The sequence below is a fragment of the Oculatella sp. FACHB-28 genome (assembly GCF_014696015.1).
GTDB lineage: Bacteria > Cyanobacteriota > Cyanobacteriia > Elainellales > Elainellaceae > JAAUTN01.
In genome coordinates this window covers 55,082-70,991 of the sequence record NZ_JACJPJ010000090.1, presented here as the reverse complement: position 1 = coordinate 70,991, position 15,910 = coordinate 55,082, and the positions used below count along the sequence as shown (strand labels likewise).

Genomic DNA, 15,910 nt, shown 5'->3' with positions numbered 1-15,910 from the left:
GTAAGCTGGCAAACATTCGCTCACTTTGCCAATCATCTCAAGTTTCAGAGGCAGAGGAAGCGTTAATGATAGGAGAAAGGTAAGCAACAAGCGCTCCCAAAGCAAAGCCTGCGATATTACGGACAATCGGCAACCAGTCAGTAGTGCGGGTGATTACTGGTCCGAGTCCAAAGGCGATGAAGAGGATGCCCCAGAGCGGAGAAAAGATGAGCGCCCATTGCCACGCAAAAACCTGATTAGGCTGACGAGATTGAGCCGCGAAACCAAAAACGACTCCACCAACGACGGAAGTAATCAGGGTCAGAATCCACTGTTCTCTAGGCAAACCTGGCACCACCCGACAGCCATTCTGACGCAGACAGGTTTCGATCGAACCGAGAGCATCGAGAATGGAACTGTCTTCCCCGTTTTCCCGGACAAAGAATTGGTTGCCGTAGCGGGTTTGCAACTCAATCCAGAAGGTGCGGGGCAACAAATCGTAGAGGTCATCGCCAACGCTAAAGTTAAGCAGGTTGCCGCCGCGAGCGTCTGCGACCAGCAAAACGCTTCTATCATCTAACTGCCAAAAATCTTTGACGGCACGACCGGGAGTGCGATCGAACTGGGTCAGCACGCGTAGCTTCCAGCCTGTCTCTGCCTCAAAGCTGTTTAACTCTGCATCGAGTTGCTCTTCCTGGATGCTGGTGAGGGAGTTTGCCAGGTCGATGATGTTGGTGGAGGTATCGGGCAACAGTTCAGGATTGTCGTAAGCCAGCGCAGCAGGGGCGATCGCCCAACTCGAAAGGATCAGCAAAAACGCACTGACACAGGTGAGAAATTTAGCGGCAGGTTTGGGCAGATAGAAATTTAGCATCGACGGTTCTGGCTCAACCCTAATAAAGAGAAATGTTAATAAGTGACCCTGAATTTCAGGATTCGATGAGAAATTCTTTACACTTATTTACTTAATCTAATACCAATGTCGTCCAGGATGCAAAGCGATCGCCATAAATCTCATCTGCGATTCATCTCCTGCAAGCTAATCGAACACCCTGGCAAAGACGCTAATCGGTAGATCTCTGCAAATCTCTGCCTGAATAGTAGCGGGGCTGCGCCGCTACTATTCACGCTTCACAAAGTAATTTAGGCAGGAAATCTAATCTTCAGGCTGGGTTGTGGAACTTTGCTTTCGCAGATAAGCAGAGTTTCTGCTAATTCGTTGAATTTCCTCTAGTTCGCTTTGGCTCTCAGGCGGGAGATCAAAGTCCTGCTGATCGTTCCAGTTCTCCTCTGGTTCCGCACTGTAGACATCCTCACGCTGAGCATAGTCCTGGCGATAGCTGTTGTCTAGCTCTAAAGCGCTTCTAGAACTGGCAGACAGTCGCTCCGGACGACGGGAAGGGCGCTGAAACACCTTCCAGGCAGCTTTAACGCCCGCAAAAACGCCGCGTGTGGTTACTTGCGCCTGTCGAGCGCCTTGCCGAACGCCACTAATGCTTTGATTAACCTGCTGGACGACTTGTCCTGCATTCTGGACTCCTTCACTGACCTCGTCCGTTAAATCACTGATTTCCAGCCCTGTTAGCCGAATTGCTTCTAGAGTCGGCGGCAGTTCACGACTAAGGGTATCAAATAATTTTTCGGCACTGCGGGCTGCCCGTGCCAACTCACGCAAAGCTGGCAGTGCCACGATGAGCACCGCAGTGAGGCTAACTGCTACAAGCAGAATAGATAGCCCTAACCAAAATAGGGGATCAACCACAAGTCTTTGCCTACATCAAGCTGTCGTGAGCGGTGGGTTGAGGTTCGACGACCCGATCTTCGGCTGGACCGATTTCCTGGCGTTCGCGCTGACTGGCTTCTACTCCAGCGGCAATCGCCTCTCGCAGTCGAGTCAAGGTGCCATCCCAGTTTCGCAATGCGGTTTCTGAGAGTCGGTCTGCCTGAAGCTGCACACTGGTCGAAAGGTCTTCTGCTAATTCTGGTAGGGCATCCGCAGATTTTTTCAGCAATTGCCGCGTTTCTCGACCCGTTCGCGGAGCCATAAGTAACCCTGTCACTGCGCCGACCGCAGCCCCTAACAGTACGCCTCCCCAAAATGACCCCGATGATCCAGAGCGATTATCTGACATCGTTTCGTTCCTATTTCAAAATTGATCGTAGATTCGCGAATTTCACTATATTACTGGCCCTATTGCAACATCATAGAAGTTGAGCACAGAAATCGGCTGATTGCAGCAATACAGAGCTAATTTGCTGATTTGCTAAGCTTGCCAGATTGGATTAACGGCGCAAGTAGGGCGATCGCCGAGAGGAAAGAAAGCGCGATCGCCCCAGCCATGCCTTTTGCCCTAACCTCACCCATCCCAAAATCTGCTGAAGCTGCCGAAGCTGAGGCTGTAGCTGTTGGTAGCTGCGTCGCAACTGATAAATTCCCGTTTGCCCACTGCCAATCCCCTGAGGTGCACCATACAAAACTGCATACGTGCTGCGTTCAGCCGCCGTCAGCGTAGATGTCACCTTTGCCAAAAATCGTCTTAGCCGCCAAATTCTCCAGGCTGCAAAGAGACAACACGAAGCAATCAGGCAATTAAGCGTTACAACGACCATCACCATTTCTAAATCCTCTCGTCGTTGGGTAGTTTGCAGGCAACAAAGGCAGCATGAGCTTTGGGCAAGTCATAGTTGCCGTAGCAACGCATAACTTGAACCTGAAAACCAACTTGACGAAGTTGTTCAGCCACTTCTGTCGCCTCATATAACCGCAAACGATGAACCTCATCATCCCTTCTGTAGTGTTCTTCCTGATGTTCTTTCAGCTTACGCAGGGTGATGATTCGTCGGGTTAGGACTGTTTGCTCCTCCTGCTTTTCAACTAGAACGATCCAATCCTCTCCTTCAGTGAAACTTTTGGTGATGGTTCCTTGTGCAACCTGTCCTGGCTCTGCAACATCAAAAATAAATACACCTGCTGGAGCCAGCGCGTTGTAAACCCGTTGAAAAAGTTGAATCAGCTTTGTGCGAGTGTTGTTTGGATCAAATAAGTAATTCAAACATTCGCCGATAGAGACAACAGCATGGCAATCAGGAATGTCTGCCTCAAACAGCGACTCAACTCGAAATTCAGCATTTGGAACCCGAGTACGAGCCAAAGCAACCATCGACTCGGAAATGTCGATTCCAAGGACCCGATAACGAGCTGCTGTGAATTCTAAAGCTGAAAGCCCACTACCACAGCCCAAGTCCACGATTAGTCCGTCATGGATATTGTGTTTTGCCAGGATACTGAGTATGCCAGGGGCAGATTTCAGGGCATAGTCGTTGTGCCCAACATCATGAATGTATGCAAGGTCTTTCCTGTACCATTCCACAAGTTCGTTTTGGCAAGATAGTTTGAATGATTGGCGATCGCACCTTTCCCCACAGCGATTGGGTCGATTCTACTAGAACTTAAATTACAGCAGGTTGAACAAATTGCAGATTCTTTCTAAAGGCACAGGTCTATTCAACAAAACGGGAATTGGGTATGCAATCATGCCAGAGGGTGAAGTGGTCAAGAACCGCTCAAACTTAGGATCTAAAGTTTATCGGGAGGAAGCTTGATGGTTCAGTCATCATCCCCTACAACGCTCTACGTGAACCCTGCCAGTGGCAATGACAACGCGGCAGGCAGTCAAGCTGCTCCTTATAAGACGATTACCCGTGCCCTCCAGCGAGCTACATCTGGCACGAGAATTCAACTAACAACAGGAACCTACAATGCTGCTAGTGGTGAGCAATTCCCCCTGGTGATTCCCGCTGGCGTGACCGTCGTGGGCAACGAAGCGCAAAAGGGACGGGGCATTGTGCTGGATGGTAGCGGTGAATTTAACAGCCCCACCTTTGCCCGGCAAAATGTAATGATTCGCCCGGAAAATGGAGCGCAGCTTAGAGGCGTGGTTGTGACCAATCGGGCACAGCGGGGAACAGGCGTATGGATCGAAGCAACCTCCCCGATAATTGCCAACAACACCTTTATTAACTGCGGACGGGAGGGTGTATTTGCTACGGGCAATGCCACTCCAGAAGTCAGCGACAATGTTTTTCAGCAAAATGCGGCTAGCGGCATCTCCGTTGTTCGGAATGCGAAAGGTGAAATTCGCCGCAATGTTTTTCAGAAGACAGGCTACGGCATCGCCATCAGCGACAACGCAGCGCCATTGATTGTAGACAATCAGGTGTTTGAAAACCGTTCTGGCATCGTTCTCACGGGCAACTCTCGCCCGGTGCTGCGAAACAACCTGGTCGAGAGGAATACAAGTGACGGATTAGCAGTGGCTAACACAGCGCTACCTGACCTGGGCAAAGGGCAAGATCCGGGCGGCAATATTCTCCGCAGTAACGGTGAGTTTGACCTACGTAATGCAACTTTAGTCAAGCTAACCTCCGTGGGCAATCAGCTCAATCCAATTCGGGTAAACGGGGCTGTAGATTTTGTGGCAAGTCAAGTTATTGCTCCAGCGCCATTACCGGCACCTTCACCCACGCCCGTTCCGCCTCGACCAACTACATCTACTCCGTCACCTTCACCTACGCCTACCCCTCGATCTACGCCGACACCTACACCCACGCCCGTAACTGGGGCGGTGAACCTGCCAGATATCCGGGGATATTGGGCAGAAGCCTTTATTCGGGGGTTAGTTGAGCGAGACATCATTAGCGGCTTCCCAGACGGCACCTTTAAGCCGGAGTTGAATATTACTCGCGCTCAGTATGCGGCGGCGATCGCCAAAGCCTTCAACGTGCCTATCAAACGGACAAACCAAGCATTTGTCGATGTGGCAGCTAACTTTTGGGCAGCAGGTGCGATCGCCAAAGCTTACCAGATGGGCTTTTTGGCAGGCTTTCCCGATCGCACCTTTCGTCCCAACCAAAACCTGACGCGGATTCAGGCGATCGTTTCGCTGATTAACGGGCTGGAGCTGACGGGCGGCAATCCTAACTCGCTGGGCGTGTATCGCGATCGCGCCCAAATTCCCAGCTATGCCACAAACGCAGTCGCTACCGCCACTCAAAAGCGAATTGTGGTTAACCATCCCCAGGTTAGTCAGCTAGAGCCAATGGTTGATATCACCAGGGCTGAAGTTGCAGCGCTGATTTACCAAACGCTCGTCTCGGCAGGGCAGGCAAGGGCGATCGATTCTCCGTTCATTGTCAATCCTGATATCTCGGTGCCTTCTTTTGCTGACATTCAGCCGCACTGGTCATCCGACTTTGTCCGGGGGTTAGCTAGTCAGGGTGTGATCACGGGCTTTGCCGATGGCACCTTCAAACCTGACACAACCATGAATCGCGCTCAGTATGCAGCGCTTTTAGACAACACCTTTAATCCCATTGCCAAGCGAGCAGCAGCCGGTTTTAGTGATGTGTCTGCTGACTTTTGGGCGGCTGAGTCCATTCAGCGCGTTTACCGGGGGGGGCTGATGGCTGGCTTCCAAAACGGCACCTTCCTACCCAGCCAAAATGTCACGCGAATTCAGGTGTTGCTGGCTTTGACCAATGCCTTAGGACTGCCTGCCGGAAACACAGAGTTGTTGAATCGCTATGAAGATGCCGCAGCAATTCCGGCTCAGATGCAGGGGGCGATCGCCAGCGCTACCCAGGCTCAGCTTGTGGTGAACTATCCCCAGGTAAATCGGCTCAACCCCAACCGCGAAGCCACTCGCGGGGAAGTCGCAGCCATGGTTTATCAGGCAATGGTGCAGGCAGCGCGATCGCCCGCGATCGCCTCGTCCTACATCGTCGACCCCAATTCCAACGCCCCTGCGGGAGAGCAAGTCCCTATCGTTTCACCCACCCCTCCGGCTGCTTCTCCGACGCCAGCACCCACTCCAGCACCCACGCCATTACCCGTAGTTTCCGTACGACCCACCCCCACCCCTTCTCCTGCGCCCGTTCCCGTCGCTACACCAAGACCCACCCCCACCCCTTCTCCTGCGCCTATTCCCATTCCCGTTCCACTGCCTGTCGTCCCTACGCCGCCCGTCGCTGCGCCTAGCCCAACTCCCGCGCCACCTGTTGCTACGCCAAGTCCAACGCCTGCACCGATTCCCATTCCGGTTCCGTCACCTGTTACTCCGACGCCTCCTGTCTCTCCAGTTCCCGCTCCGACCCCAACCGCAGCAGCACCCCTCGTGGTGGTCGATCCGGGGCATGGCGGCAACGATCCAGGAGCGATCGGAATTGACGGTTTGCGCGAAAAAGACATCAACCTGTCGGTTGCTCAACAAATTGCTGAATTGTTGCAGCAGCAAGGCATCAGGGTTGTTATGACTCGCCCTGACGATCGCACGATAGAACTAGCGCCCAGAGTTAACATCGCCGAACAAGCCAGGGCAAATCTATTTCTCAGCATTCATGCCAACGCGATTAGCCTTGGCCGACCGGAGGTGAACGGGTTAGAAACTTATCACTACCCCGGTTCTACGAGCGGTTCCCGCCTCGCTTCAGCAATTCACAGCAGCATCTTGGAAAGCATCACGGTCAAAGACCGGGGAGTGCGACAAGCCAACTTCTATGTGTTGAGGTATACCTCAATGCCCGCCACGCTGGTTGAGTTGGGCTTTGTGACAGGACAAGAAGATGCCGCAAAACTGGCTGACCCTGATCATCGCAGTCAATTAGCAAGGGCGATCGCCAGCGGCGCTCTGCAATACATTCGCCAGTACATTCAGCCAACTTTGACAAGCACTTGATTAGGTCGTGGGTGAGCCTGGAGCAGATCGGGAATGATTTTGGGGCGATCGCAAATGATCCCGAAGTGGTTAAGAGCGATTCCATTATGGTCGGGAATAATTCAGCGATAGTCAGCAATGATTCAGCGATGGTCGGGAATGATTCAGCAACGGGCAGGAACGATTCGGCAACGGGCGGGAACAGTTCAGTGACAGTCGGGAACGATTCGGCAATGCCTGAGAGTGTTTTCGCTAGAAACCAAGACGATTTTTAAGCACGGTGCCGTTAGAGAAGAATGGTCGGTCGTATCCATGACAGAAAAACCTCTTTCAGAGCTCTGTTAATTTTTCCTCGATCGCAGCAAATGCAGATCTAGGAGGATTCCGACTACTCTAGAAGGAAGTGTAAATAAATCTTTTCCTTTGGCGTTGCCTTTACCTGAAGCGAAAAGCTGCCAATGCCTACCCATTTTTCTCTAGCTCATGTCCGATTCCTTATCTCTGCGCGATCGCTATTTAGAACTGATTGATAAGATTGTTCAAGCTACGCTCAAGGGGCAAATTCGCTCCAAAGAGCAGGTTTACAAAATGCTAGTTGAGGGCGTGAGTCCAGGAACGGGCGAGATTTTTGAGCGATGTTTGGGCGATCGCATTGCTACGACTCAGCGCCAAACTGAAACGCAGGGGGATGAATTTAAGCAGGCAAAAGCGGTTCGTAGCTTACGAGCGTTGCAGACCATTCGGGGAGAATGGGAGCGTTGGCAAGAACAAAACCAGGCAACGGAAGCACTAACCCGGGCAATTCAGCAGATTGTCACCGCTGAGACAGGCGATCGCCTGCACACGTTCCTTAAGCTGACTGACCCCAATCGCGCTCAGGCGCTTACTCTGTCACAACTTCAGCGACTCGCAAAAACACTACAGCAGCAGAGCGCACAACCCGAAGCCACAACAGATGCCAACGCTCAGCAAGAATTACAGCAGCTTTCCCAGGGTTTGACCCAGGGTTTAACCTCGTGGCAGCGATTGGAAGACCACCTGGTTAGTTGGATTTATGAGCAGGGACGGGGACAGCTTGGTTTTGAAGGAGTTCCCGGACAGCGTGGACCTTGGGCGCTTTGGGCAAAGCAAGTGAATAGCCCGATGCCTCAATCTCTGTTTCAAGCCCTGTCTCTGGAAAAATCGGTCGTGGAGTGGGCCGCGTCCCAGTCCACTAATCTAGATTTAAGTGCGCTGGTTGAGCTAGTCGTCGTCTTGCGGTGCCTTCAGCAAGGCTTAGTTAACTGGTTTGACAAGCTAGTTTATGACTCTAAAGTTGGGGCAAAGCTTTCAATTTCAACATTCCTAGCATTTGCGGTGATCTGGTCGCAGCTTGCAACTGGCATTCGTCAAGCTGCGATCGCTATTTCTCAGACCAGTTTGGGCGATGGCTGTTCGCAGCTCACGCTTCAGATTTTGCGAACCTTTGCTCAGCGAGACTATTTCCCGCTCTATGGCGGCATTTTTGCTTCATTTTCGGGTGAGTATCTGCGAAATGCGTTGGACTATCTAGATGAGCCGCTGCGCCGAGCCGAAGGAACCCAGGAAAAGGCGAGAATTTTGACGCTGTTAGGCTATTCCTTCCGCGCTCAAGGACGGGTCGAGCAGTCCATTGCTTTTCACCAACAAGCGCTCGAAGTGGCTCGTGAAGCAGGCGATCACCCCTGTGAAGTTGCTAACCTCAACCACCTCAGTCGCACCTGTATAGCCCAAACCAGCTACGCCGAAGCGATTAACTACAGCCAGCGAGCAGTCATTCTCAGTCGGCAGGCAGGCGATCGCCTGGGAGAAGCAAACGCACTGGCAAATCTGGGTTACAGCGAAGTATTTCAGGCACAGCAGCTTGAACAAGCCGAGCCGGAGGTTTACGAATCCGCGATCGATCGTCTCCAGCAAGGGCTGCAACTCTCTGAGAAATTGGGCGATCGCCAGAGTCAAGCCCTTTGCCTCAGCAGTTTAGGAATTGTCCAAGTGGCGCTAGATCAGGCTCAGGCAGCGATCGCCTACCTGGAAGGCGGCATCCAGGCAGCCCAATTTTCTGGCGACCTGTATCTGCAAGGTATCAACCTGGCTTATCTGGCAGAAGCTTACCATCGGCTGCAAAATCCGGCTCAAGCCATCCACACCGGATGCTTAGGAATGTACCTGTTAGAGCAAATTGCCTCCAACACTTGGCGACAACCCGCAGGCTTGCTCACCGTGATTCGAGGACAACTGGGAGACGAAGCCTTTCAAACTAACCTCCAACAGCAGCGACCCGCCATCATCAGCGTCATTGGCGTAGATGGGTACGATCACCTCCCCACCTTGCTGGAGCGCTACAAAACCGAGTAGTTCTTTTACAGATGCAAAGATACAGATTCAGGATTTCACCAGGAAATTCTCGTAGGGGCGATTGGCGAATCGCCCCCACAAGGGGTTAAGGAATTCGTAGGTTGGGTTGAGGCACGAAACCCAACAGAGCATGTTGTGATCTGTGAGTGTTGGGGTTTCGCTACGCTCCACCCAACCTATGCCGCTAAACTCCAGCTAGAAGCGATCGCCAACATTAAAGATCACTTCACTATCCCCCTGATCATTCAGTCCAAACTCCAGCCGCACTGGTCCAAAGGGCGTTCGGGCGCGTAAACCTACTCCATAACCCAAACCGTCTCCCGGCTTGTCTCGAACTTCTGCGGGTTCACCCGGTACGTTGTCCCCCGTCCCTAAATCAGTTGCGTAGTCCACAAACAGCGTGCCACCGACATCAATATCTTCGTCAAAGGCAGTGAATCCAAAGATCGGAAAACGATATTCAGCCGTTCCCTGAAGGAAACTGCGACCCGTGCCAATTTCACCGCCACCATAACCCCGCACCGAGCCAGCCCCGCCCAGACTAAATGCTTCATAGGGCGGCAAGTCGCCGATAAATGTACCTCCCTGTACGTTCAGCACTAATGTGCGCGGACCTTCGGTGAAGCCAAACAGCGACAAGGGAATGAATCGGGTGTAGCTAGCAGCCAGACGGTTGAATAAGATATTGCCCTCGCCAATCGGAATCGATTGGTCAACGCCAACCCGTAATCGGTCGCCCTGAGTAGGATAGAGGCGATCGTCCCGGCGGTCGCGCACCGCCGAAAAGTTAAGCGTTAGCAAATCATCCTGTCCATCTTCGTTAAAGGTAAGCCGATTGCCCAACTCATCTTCAGGAGCAATGTCAGAGCTGAACGCCTCATCCCGCACCGAAATCCGCTGGTAAGACACTCCTAGCGCCGCCACAAAATCTGGCGCAAGCGGACGGAAAAATTCAACTCCGCCGCCCAGCCGATGCACCCACGGATCTTCGCCATTGGGCAAATCAACCTCGCGATCGCCCTCATCAAATTCCGGTTCGATTCCCCGCTGATTAAACAGATTTATGGCATAACCCGTGCGGGATGAACTGCCCGCAATCCAGGGATCTCTAAAGTCCAAGTCAAACCCCAAGGTGTTTTCACCCGCTTCAACCCCTAGCGACAGCGTCTGATTATTACCCCCAATGTTTCGCAACCCAAACCGCACGCCACCTGCCGTCCCACCTGCCCGATTCGACAAAGGCAAAACGGTGACAGGACGGGCAGGGCCCTGAAGCGCAGTCGGCGCTGCCAGCGTTAACCCCGGCACGACAAAGAAGCGATCGCTTTCCAGCACATTCACAACCATGATCACCTGTCCATCTTCGGCAGGTTCTAACTCCAGCGTTGCCTGTCGCACAATACTCAGCCCGGTGACCCGCTCCAGCCCTTGTTGCGCTAAGTCTTGGCTGTAAGCGTCTCCTGGCTGCAAGTTAAACTCTCGCGTGATGATGAAAGGTCGCGTCGTTCCTTCAGTTGGCTGTCCGTCCTCATCTACAAATTGCACTTGAATATCCGCAATGGTGGCTCCTTCAACCGGTGGCGCAACTGTTTCACCTTCAGGTGGCAATTCTTCGGCTGGCTCTGGTTCTGTTTGCGGCGACAGTGGTTCTTCTGGAGGAAGAGTATCGATTGATTGAGTTAGTAAGGTTGAGGGAGAAGGGGGAATGGGCAATCGCCGCATCAACAAATCCTCTGCTCCAGCAGCAGCGGGTTGCAGAAGTGGTTGACTTGATTCACCTTCCAGCTCACCAACCGTTTGTGCCTGACTCATTTCAATAAACAATAGATTCGCAAATACGACTCCTCCCGCCACAAGCCCAAGAAACTTTAGATCCAATAACCGGCAGCACTGCACTCTGTTTCTTTCCATAAACTCCTCATCGACTCACACAACGACTGCGAACCAACGAACCCATCAAATTACGAAACCTGGCAAGTTAGACATTAAGCGCCATCACTTGCACCGATACGCAGATGTAATAAATCTCCTGCCTGCTGCAAAACTGGGCAAAGTGTTGAACTCTCCTCTAAACTTTACAATCCTTGCTCCACGCCTCATACCTTAGAGGGATAAAAGTCTGATGTCTATTGAAATAGGTACAAGGTTCAATATTTCATGGAATATATCTACGACTGAATACAGATGGATCTAGCCAAGGGGTTTCGGAAGATGGTAGTGAATATTACATAGATAAATTCCATGCACGGTAATCAGGTTACACTTCCAAACCCTGACCTAGAGGCAAGCTGGAGAACAACCGCCCAGCTAACTAAAGCGGATTACGCTCAGGCGGAGCAACACTTTACTCATTTATTAGAAGTAGAAGATTTGGATCAAAATCTAGACCGCCATGTCGAGCGCGTTAATGCTTTTGAGCAAGTCTTAGATTTAGCGATTTCCGCAGCCTACCAGTCAGCAAACTGCTCTAACTTGGCCCGTCTATTTACACAGCGAATTTTGTATCGGATCAATCGCCTAAAGCTGTTTTGGTTTGATGATCTGCGAAATTACTGCAACGAACGCTCCGTTTATCTACAAGACGTGCGGGATCAGATTGAACTGTCCTGGCAGCAGTGGGAAGCCTCACAGCTATCGCTGGAAACGTTGCAAAATCTGGATGTTACCCAAGCACTAACCGACCGAGCCGCTGAGGATCTGGAGCCAGAGCTATCAGAAAATGGCAGATATTTTCAAGAGGAAATGCAAGAAGCAGGGTATCGTCGGTTGCTGGCGATCGCCTCTCTTGACGGCTTGGTAGAAGCCAGTCAACTATCCCGCACCTTGGGCGGCGTTAGCAACGAGATTCAATCTGTTCTAACTCGCTTACTGGTAGAAGAATACGGAGCAGGTCGGCTTAACCGCAAACATTCCTCCTACTTCACCCGAATGCTAGAGGAATTGGACATGGAAACCGAGCCAGAAGCCTACTTTGGTCTGGTACCCTGGGAAGTTTTGGCAACAATTAACCACAGTTTCTTGCTATCTGAGCGCAAGCGGTACTTTTTGCGCTACGTAGGTGGATTGCTACACACAGAAATCTCGGTCCCTGCTGCCTTCAGCGTTTATAGCAACGCCGCCCAGCGGTTGGGGCTCTCAGAAAACGCTACGGGCTACTGGGATTTGCACATCAAAGTCGATAAATTGCATGGACGCTGGATGCTCGACGAGGTTGCTTTGCCACTAATTAACCAGTACCCCAATGATGCTTGGGAACTGGTGTTTGGCTATGACCAGCAAAAGCTAATGGGCGATCGCGCTGGAGCAGCAGTTGCCGCACTCTGCCGTGAAGCTGACCAAAATGCTTCTAAACGGTTCACCTAACCTGAAGCCAGCTTGTGAGCAAAGCGAGTTGTTTCAGGCAGCCGATATTTTGGAGTACAGGCAAGCACATATTCAATCGATGTTTCCAGACTAATTCGGTGTCCGGGCGAAATGTAAAGCGGTTTTGTGTTGGGACGCGTCCGCAAGACCGCTCCAATTGTTTCGCCTTTGTGTAGCAGGGCTACCCAACTTCCTTTTTGATCTGGCACCTCGCCATGTTTACCAAACAGCCGGGACTTTGCCACTCCGACAGTAGGCAAGTCTACCAACAGCCCTATGTGAGAGGCAATGCCCAATCGACGCGGATGGGCAATTCCCTGTCCGTCACAGAGCAGCAAGTCTGGTGTGATTGTGAGCTGCTCCAAGGCATCCAAAACGGCAGGCACTTCTCGGAAAGACAACAACCCAGGAATATAGGGAAACGAAGTGGGACGGCGGGCAATTGCCTGCTCTTTCAACTCCAATTCAGGAAAACTCAAAACTGCTACCGCAGCACGAGTAGTGTCTCCATTATCCTCAAACCCCACATCAACTCCTGCGACAAAGTCCACAATACCGAGACAGTCGGTAGTGATCACCTGCTCTTTCAGGGATTGTTGAAGGGCGATCGCCTCCTCAGCCGTTTCTGCCCAATCATATTCTTGGTTAATCTTCATGGCGACCACCCTTCTCGTAGCCTTGCCCTCATTCAGGCACATAAAAAATAGGGGCAAGCGACTGCACTTAACCCCTACCAAACGTTATCCTAATTTGTCAGAACTCGGCCAAAAGCAATATTGAGTAAGCAGCGGACGATAAGGGGCTTAAGCCTCTTGTTTCGCGACAGACAACCTCCGTATTGGCTTAGCGACCGACCCCTACATAGCGGAAACCAACCGCTTCCAGTGTTTCTTGATCCAGGAAGTTACGACCGTCAATCATCACCGGGTTGTTCATCAGCTTAGACATTTTGGCGTAGTCAAGCGTACGGAATTGTGCCCAGTCCGTTACGAGAACTAGTGCATCACAACCATCAGCCAAACGCTCTGGATCAGTTTCCACAATCACGTTCGACAGCCCGTGACGCATTCCTGTTTGTGAAACTAGCGGGTCAAAAGCTTTAACTTTGGTGCCCAAACGGGACAAGTTTTCAATCAGGTCAAGTGCGGGAGCGTCTCGCATGTCGTCAGTATCAGGCTTAAAGGTCAAGCCTAACAGTCCTACGGTCTTGCCTTTGAGAATTTTCAGGACTTGCTGAAGCTTCTCAATCGTGATCAGTCGTTGGCGCTGGTTGACACTGACAGCCGCCTTAAGCAGCTGTGCCTCGTAGCCGTAGTCATCTGCCGTATGAATTAGCGCTGAGACATCTTTGGGGAAACAAGATCCACCCCAGCCAATGCCTGCTTGCAAAAACTTGCTGCCAATGCGGGAATCCAAACCGATGCCTTTAGCAACTTGAGTGACATCCGCACCTACGCGATCGCAAATATTTGCGACTTCGTTGATGAAGCTAATCTTGGTCGCCAGGAAAGCATTTGAGGCATACTTCACCATTTCAGCTGAGCTGATGTCGGTGACAACTACAGGTACCGTTGGAAGAGATTGGTCTGCGGCGAACTGACGAGACACAATCGGAGCATACAGCTCTTTCATCATGGCGACCGCCTTCTGACTGTTGCTGCCCAAAACAATCCGGTCAGGGTTGAAGGTATCGAATACCGCTGAACCTTCCCGCAGAAATTCTGGGTTGCTCACCACATCAAAGTCAGCTTCAACCTCAGATGGAGGCAATTCTTCTACAATCCCGCCAGCAGGAACCAGAGACTTTTGCCGCTCAGCAATGCCATCTAGTACAATCATTCGCACCCAGTCACCAGAACCAATGGGTACAGTTGACTTGTTTACAATTACTTTATAGCCGCCATTCAGGTTAGAGCCAATTCCACGGGCAACCGCCTCTACATAACGGGTGTCGCTCTCTCCAGTAGGCAAAGGAGGGGTGCCAACTGCAATAAATAAAACCTCGCCATGAGATACACCAGCAGCCAAATCGCTAGTAAACAAAATGCGCTGATCCTGAATTGCACTCTGCATCAGTTCTGATAAGCCAGGTTCAAAAATAGGGGATTGCCCTGACTGCATCAGTTTGACTTTCTCTTCATTGTTGTCAACGCAAATTACCTCGTGCCCGATGTGCGCTAAACAAACTCCGGTGACCAAGCCAACATATCCTGTACCAATGACACAAACACGCATAGGGGTGCATCCTCGCGAAAGAGCAGATTAGTGAAACAATGAGTGTGGAAAGAGCGGTAACTAATCCCTACCTAAAGATAGAAATTGTTATGTCTGAAGGTAAGGAATTGTCAGGTTTACTGACAATTCCTCAAAGGGATTACTTTGAAATTGGCTGAGGACTGCGATCGCCAATTCGAGTCCTAAAGTCTTCTACAGTTAATTGCAAACCCTCCTTCAAGGGAACTGTAGGCTGCCAGCCTAACCAGGTTTTGGCTCTGGTAATGTCTGGCTTGCGGCGACGGGGATCATCCTGTGGCAGAGTTTCAAATTTAATCTCTACATCAGGATTGACCATTTGCTGCACTGCTTGAGCCAACTGTAAAATCGTGTACTCATCCGGGTTGCCCAAGTTAACTGGACCCGTATGGTCACCATTCATCAACCGCATCAACCCTTCCACCAAGTCGGAGACGTAGCAGAAGCTGCGGGTTTGCGAACCTTCTCCATAGACCGTCAAAGGTTGATTTCTTAATGCTTGCACCACAAAATTGCTAACGACACGACCATCGTTTTCTAGCATTCTGGGTCCATAGGTGTTGAAAATTCGAGCAACGCGAATTTCTACGTCATTCTGGCGGTGGTAGTCGAATGCCAAGGTTTCCGCAACTCGCTTGCCCTCGTCGTAGCAACTGCGAATACCGATGGGATTAACGTTGCCACGATACTCTTCTGTCTGCGGATGAACCTCTGGATCACCATAGACTTCAGAAGTGGACGCTAATAAAAATCTAGCCTTGACTCGTTTTGCTAGTCCCAGCATATTCAGCGTTCCCATCACATTCGTTTTGATGGTTTTAACTGGGTTGTACTGATAATGTACCGGAGAAGCTGGGCAAGCCAGATGATAAATCTGATCCGCTTCTAACCGAATCGGCTCAGTGATGTCGTGACGAATCAACTCGAAGTAGGGATGATTCAACCAGCGGAGCAAGTTCCGCTTGTGACCTGTGTAGAAATTGTCTAAACAGATTACTTCATGCTCATCTTCGAGCAGGCGATCGATGAGGTGGGAGCCAATAAAACCCGCACCACCCGTGACTAGGATTCGCATAATTTTGCAGCTACAGTTATTTGAAGTAGGAGGGCTGAATTGTTCAAAATGGTCGCTAGACCTGCACCCTCGCCAGCCAGGATTTAAGCTTCAAGCTAACCTGGAATCAAAGTATCGTCCAGTCCTGACAATGTTGTTAGCGCTTTGTAAGCAA

13 protein-coding genes are annotated in these 15,910 nt (G+C 51.2%); 4 read left to right on the top strand and 9 right to left on the bottom strand.

Features of this window, described 5'->3' with window-relative positions; all coding sequences use genetic code 11:
* Positions 1 to 37: 37 nt before the first annotated feature.
* From H6F88_RS23465 to H6F88_RS23445, 5 genes are all read right to left on the bottom strand, one after another.
* Entirely contained in the window at positions 38 to 853 is an 816-nt protein-coding gene (locus H6F88_RS23465) for a TPM domain-containing protein (protein ID WP_190645154.1), read from the bottom strand.
* Between the two features lie 282 nt (positions 854 to 1,135).
* Positions 1,136 to 1,741, bottom strand: a complete 606-nt coding sequence (locus H6F88_RS33575; protein ID WP_347277357.1) for a DUF948 domain-containing protein — start codon at positions 1,739 to 1,741, stop codon at positions 1,136 to 1,138.
* 10 nt (positions 1,742 to 1,751) lie between these two features.
* Positions 1,752 to 2,111: a YtxH domain-containing protein gene (locus H6F88_RS23455; RefSeq protein ID WP_190645153.1), complete on the bottom strand. Its 360-nt coding sequence runs from the start codon at positions 2,109 to 2,111 to the stop codon at positions 1,752 to 1,754.
* A 151-nt stretch (positions 2,112 to 2,262) separates the two neighbouring features.
* A complete protein-coding gene (locus H6F88_RS23450; RefSeq protein WP_190645152.1) occupies positions 2,263 to 2,595 on the bottom strand; it encodes a hypothetical protein in 333 nt (110 codons plus the stop codon).
* A gap of 2 nt (positions 2,596 to 2,597) precedes the next feature.
* Positions 2,598 to 3,350, bottom strand: coding sequence for a methyltransferase domain-containing protein (locus H6F88_RS23445; protein ID WP_190645151.1), 753 nt, complete (start codon positions 3,348 to 3,350; stop codon positions 2,598 to 2,600).
* A gap of 231 nt (positions 3,351 to 3,581) precedes the next feature.
* On the opposite strand from H6F88_RS23445, the gene H6F88_RS23440 reads away from it, so the two are divergent.
* From H6F88_RS23440 to H6F88_RS23430, 3 genes are all read left to right on the top strand, one after another.
* Positions 3,582 to 6,713 (top strand): S-layer homology domain-containing protein, encoded by a 3,132-nt coding sequence (locus tag H6F88_RS23440; protein ID WP_190645150.1) that lies wholly within the window; start codon positions 3,582 to 3,584, stop codon positions 6,711 to 6,713.
* A gap of 11 nt (positions 6,714 to 6,724) precedes the next feature.
* Positions 6,725 to 6,967, top strand: coding sequence for a hypothetical protein (locus tag H6F88_RS23435; RefSeq protein WP_190645149.1), 243 nt, complete (start codon positions 6,725 to 6,727; stop codon positions 6,965 to 6,967).
* Positions 6,968 to 7,175: 208 nt separating this feature from the next.
* Positions 7,176 to 9,065 (top strand): tetratricopeptide repeat protein, encoded by a 1,890-nt coding sequence (locus H6F88_RS23430; RefSeq protein ID WP_190645148.1) that lies wholly within the window; start codon positions 7,176 to 7,178, stop codon positions 9,063 to 9,065.
* 195 nt (positions 9,066 to 9,260) lie between these two features.
* On the opposite strand, the gene H6F88_RS23425 is transcribed toward H6F88_RS23430, so the two are convergent.
* Complete coding sequence (locus H6F88_RS23425) at positions 9,261 to 10,976, bottom strand: BamA/TamA family outer membrane protein (RefSeq protein WP_242050682.1); 1,716 nt, start codon at positions 10,974 to 10,976, stop codon at positions 9,261 to 9,263.
* A gap of 330 nt (positions 10,977 to 11,306) precedes the next feature.
* Here H6F88_RS23425 and H6F88_RS23420 point away from each other — a divergent pair, with 330 nt between their 5' ends.
* A complete protein-coding gene (locus tag H6F88_RS23420) occupies positions 11,307 to 12,428 on the top strand; it encodes an iron-containing redox enzyme family protein (RefSeq protein ID WP_190645147.1) in 1,122 nt (373 codons plus the stop codon).
* On the opposite strand, the gene nfi is transcribed toward H6F88_RS23420, so the two are convergent.
* The 3 genes from nfi to H6F88_RS23405 all read right to left on the bottom strand — a co-directional run bounded on the left by nfi (position 12,425) and on the right by H6F88_RS23405 (position 15,756).
* A complete protein-coding gene (gene nfi, locus H6F88_RS23415) occupies positions 12,425 to 13,084 on the bottom strand; it encodes a deoxyribonuclease V (RefSeq protein ID WP_190645146.1) in 660 nt (219 codons plus the stop codon). The two genes, H6F88_RS23420 and nfi, sit on opposite strands and share 4 nt — an antisense overlap.
* 187 nt (positions 13,085 to 13,271) lie before the next feature.
* Positions 13,272 to 14,663 carry a UDP-glucose/GDP-mannose dehydrogenase family protein gene (locus H6F88_RS23410; protein ID WP_190645145.1) on the bottom strand — a complete coding sequence of 464 codons (1,392 nt, stop codon included), beginning with the start codon at positions 14,661 to 14,663 and terminating at the stop codon, positions 13,272 to 13,274.
* Positions 14,664 to 14,802: 139 nt separating this feature from the next.
* Positions 14,803 to 15,756 (bottom strand): UDP-glucuronic acid decarboxylase family protein, encoded by a 954-nt coding sequence (locus H6F88_RS23405; protein ID WP_190645144.1) that lies wholly within the window; start codon positions 15,754 to 15,756, stop codon positions 14,803 to 14,805.
* Between the last annotated feature and the right edge of the window lie 154 nt (positions 15,757 to 15,910).

What these genes read in the sequence shown, in the direction of transcription:
- nfi (WP_190645146.1), bottom strand. Translation starts at nt 13,084, where the DNA reads ATGAAGATTAACCAAGAATATGATTGGGCAGAAACGGCTGAGGAGGCG.
- H6F88_RS23440 (WP_190645150.1), top strand. Translation starts at nt 3,582, where the DNA reads ATGGTTCAGTCATCATCCCCTACAACGCTCTACGTGAACCCTGCCAGT.
- H6F88_RS23420 (WP_190645147.1), top strand. Translation starts at nt 11,307, where the DNA reads ATGCACGGTAATCAGGTTACACTTCCAAACCCTGACCTAGAGGCAAGC.
- H6F88_RS23465 (WP_190645154.1), bottom strand. Translation starts at nt 853, where the DNA reads ATGCTAAATTTCTATCTGCCCAAACCTGCCGCTAAATTTCTCACCTGT.
- H6F88_RS23450 (WP_190645152.1), bottom strand. Translation starts at nt 2,595, where the DNA reads ATGGTGATGGTCGTTGTAACGCTTAATTGCCTGATTGCTTCGTGTTGT.
- H6F88_RS23455 (WP_190645153.1), bottom strand. Translation starts at nt 2,111, where the DNA reads ATGTCAGATAATCGCTCTGGATCATCGGGGTCATTTTGGGGAGGCGTA.
- H6F88_RS23410 (WP_190645145.1), bottom strand. Translation starts at nt 14,663, where the DNA reads ATGCGTGTTTGTGTCATTGGTACAGGATATGTTGGCTTGGTCACCGGA.
- H6F88_RS23405 (WP_190645144.1), bottom strand. Translation starts at nt 15,756, where the DNA reads ATGCGAATCCTAGTCACGGGTGGTGCGGGTTTTATTGGCTCCCACCTC.
- H6F88_RS23430 (WP_190645148.1), top strand. Translation starts at nt 7,176, where the DNA reads ATGTCCGATTCCTTATCTCTGCGCGATCGCTATTTAGAACTGATTGAT.
- H6F88_RS23425 (WP_242050682.1), bottom strand. Translation starts at nt 10,976, where the DNA reads ATGGAAAGAAACAGAGTGCAGTGCTGCCGGTTATTGGATCTAAAGTTT.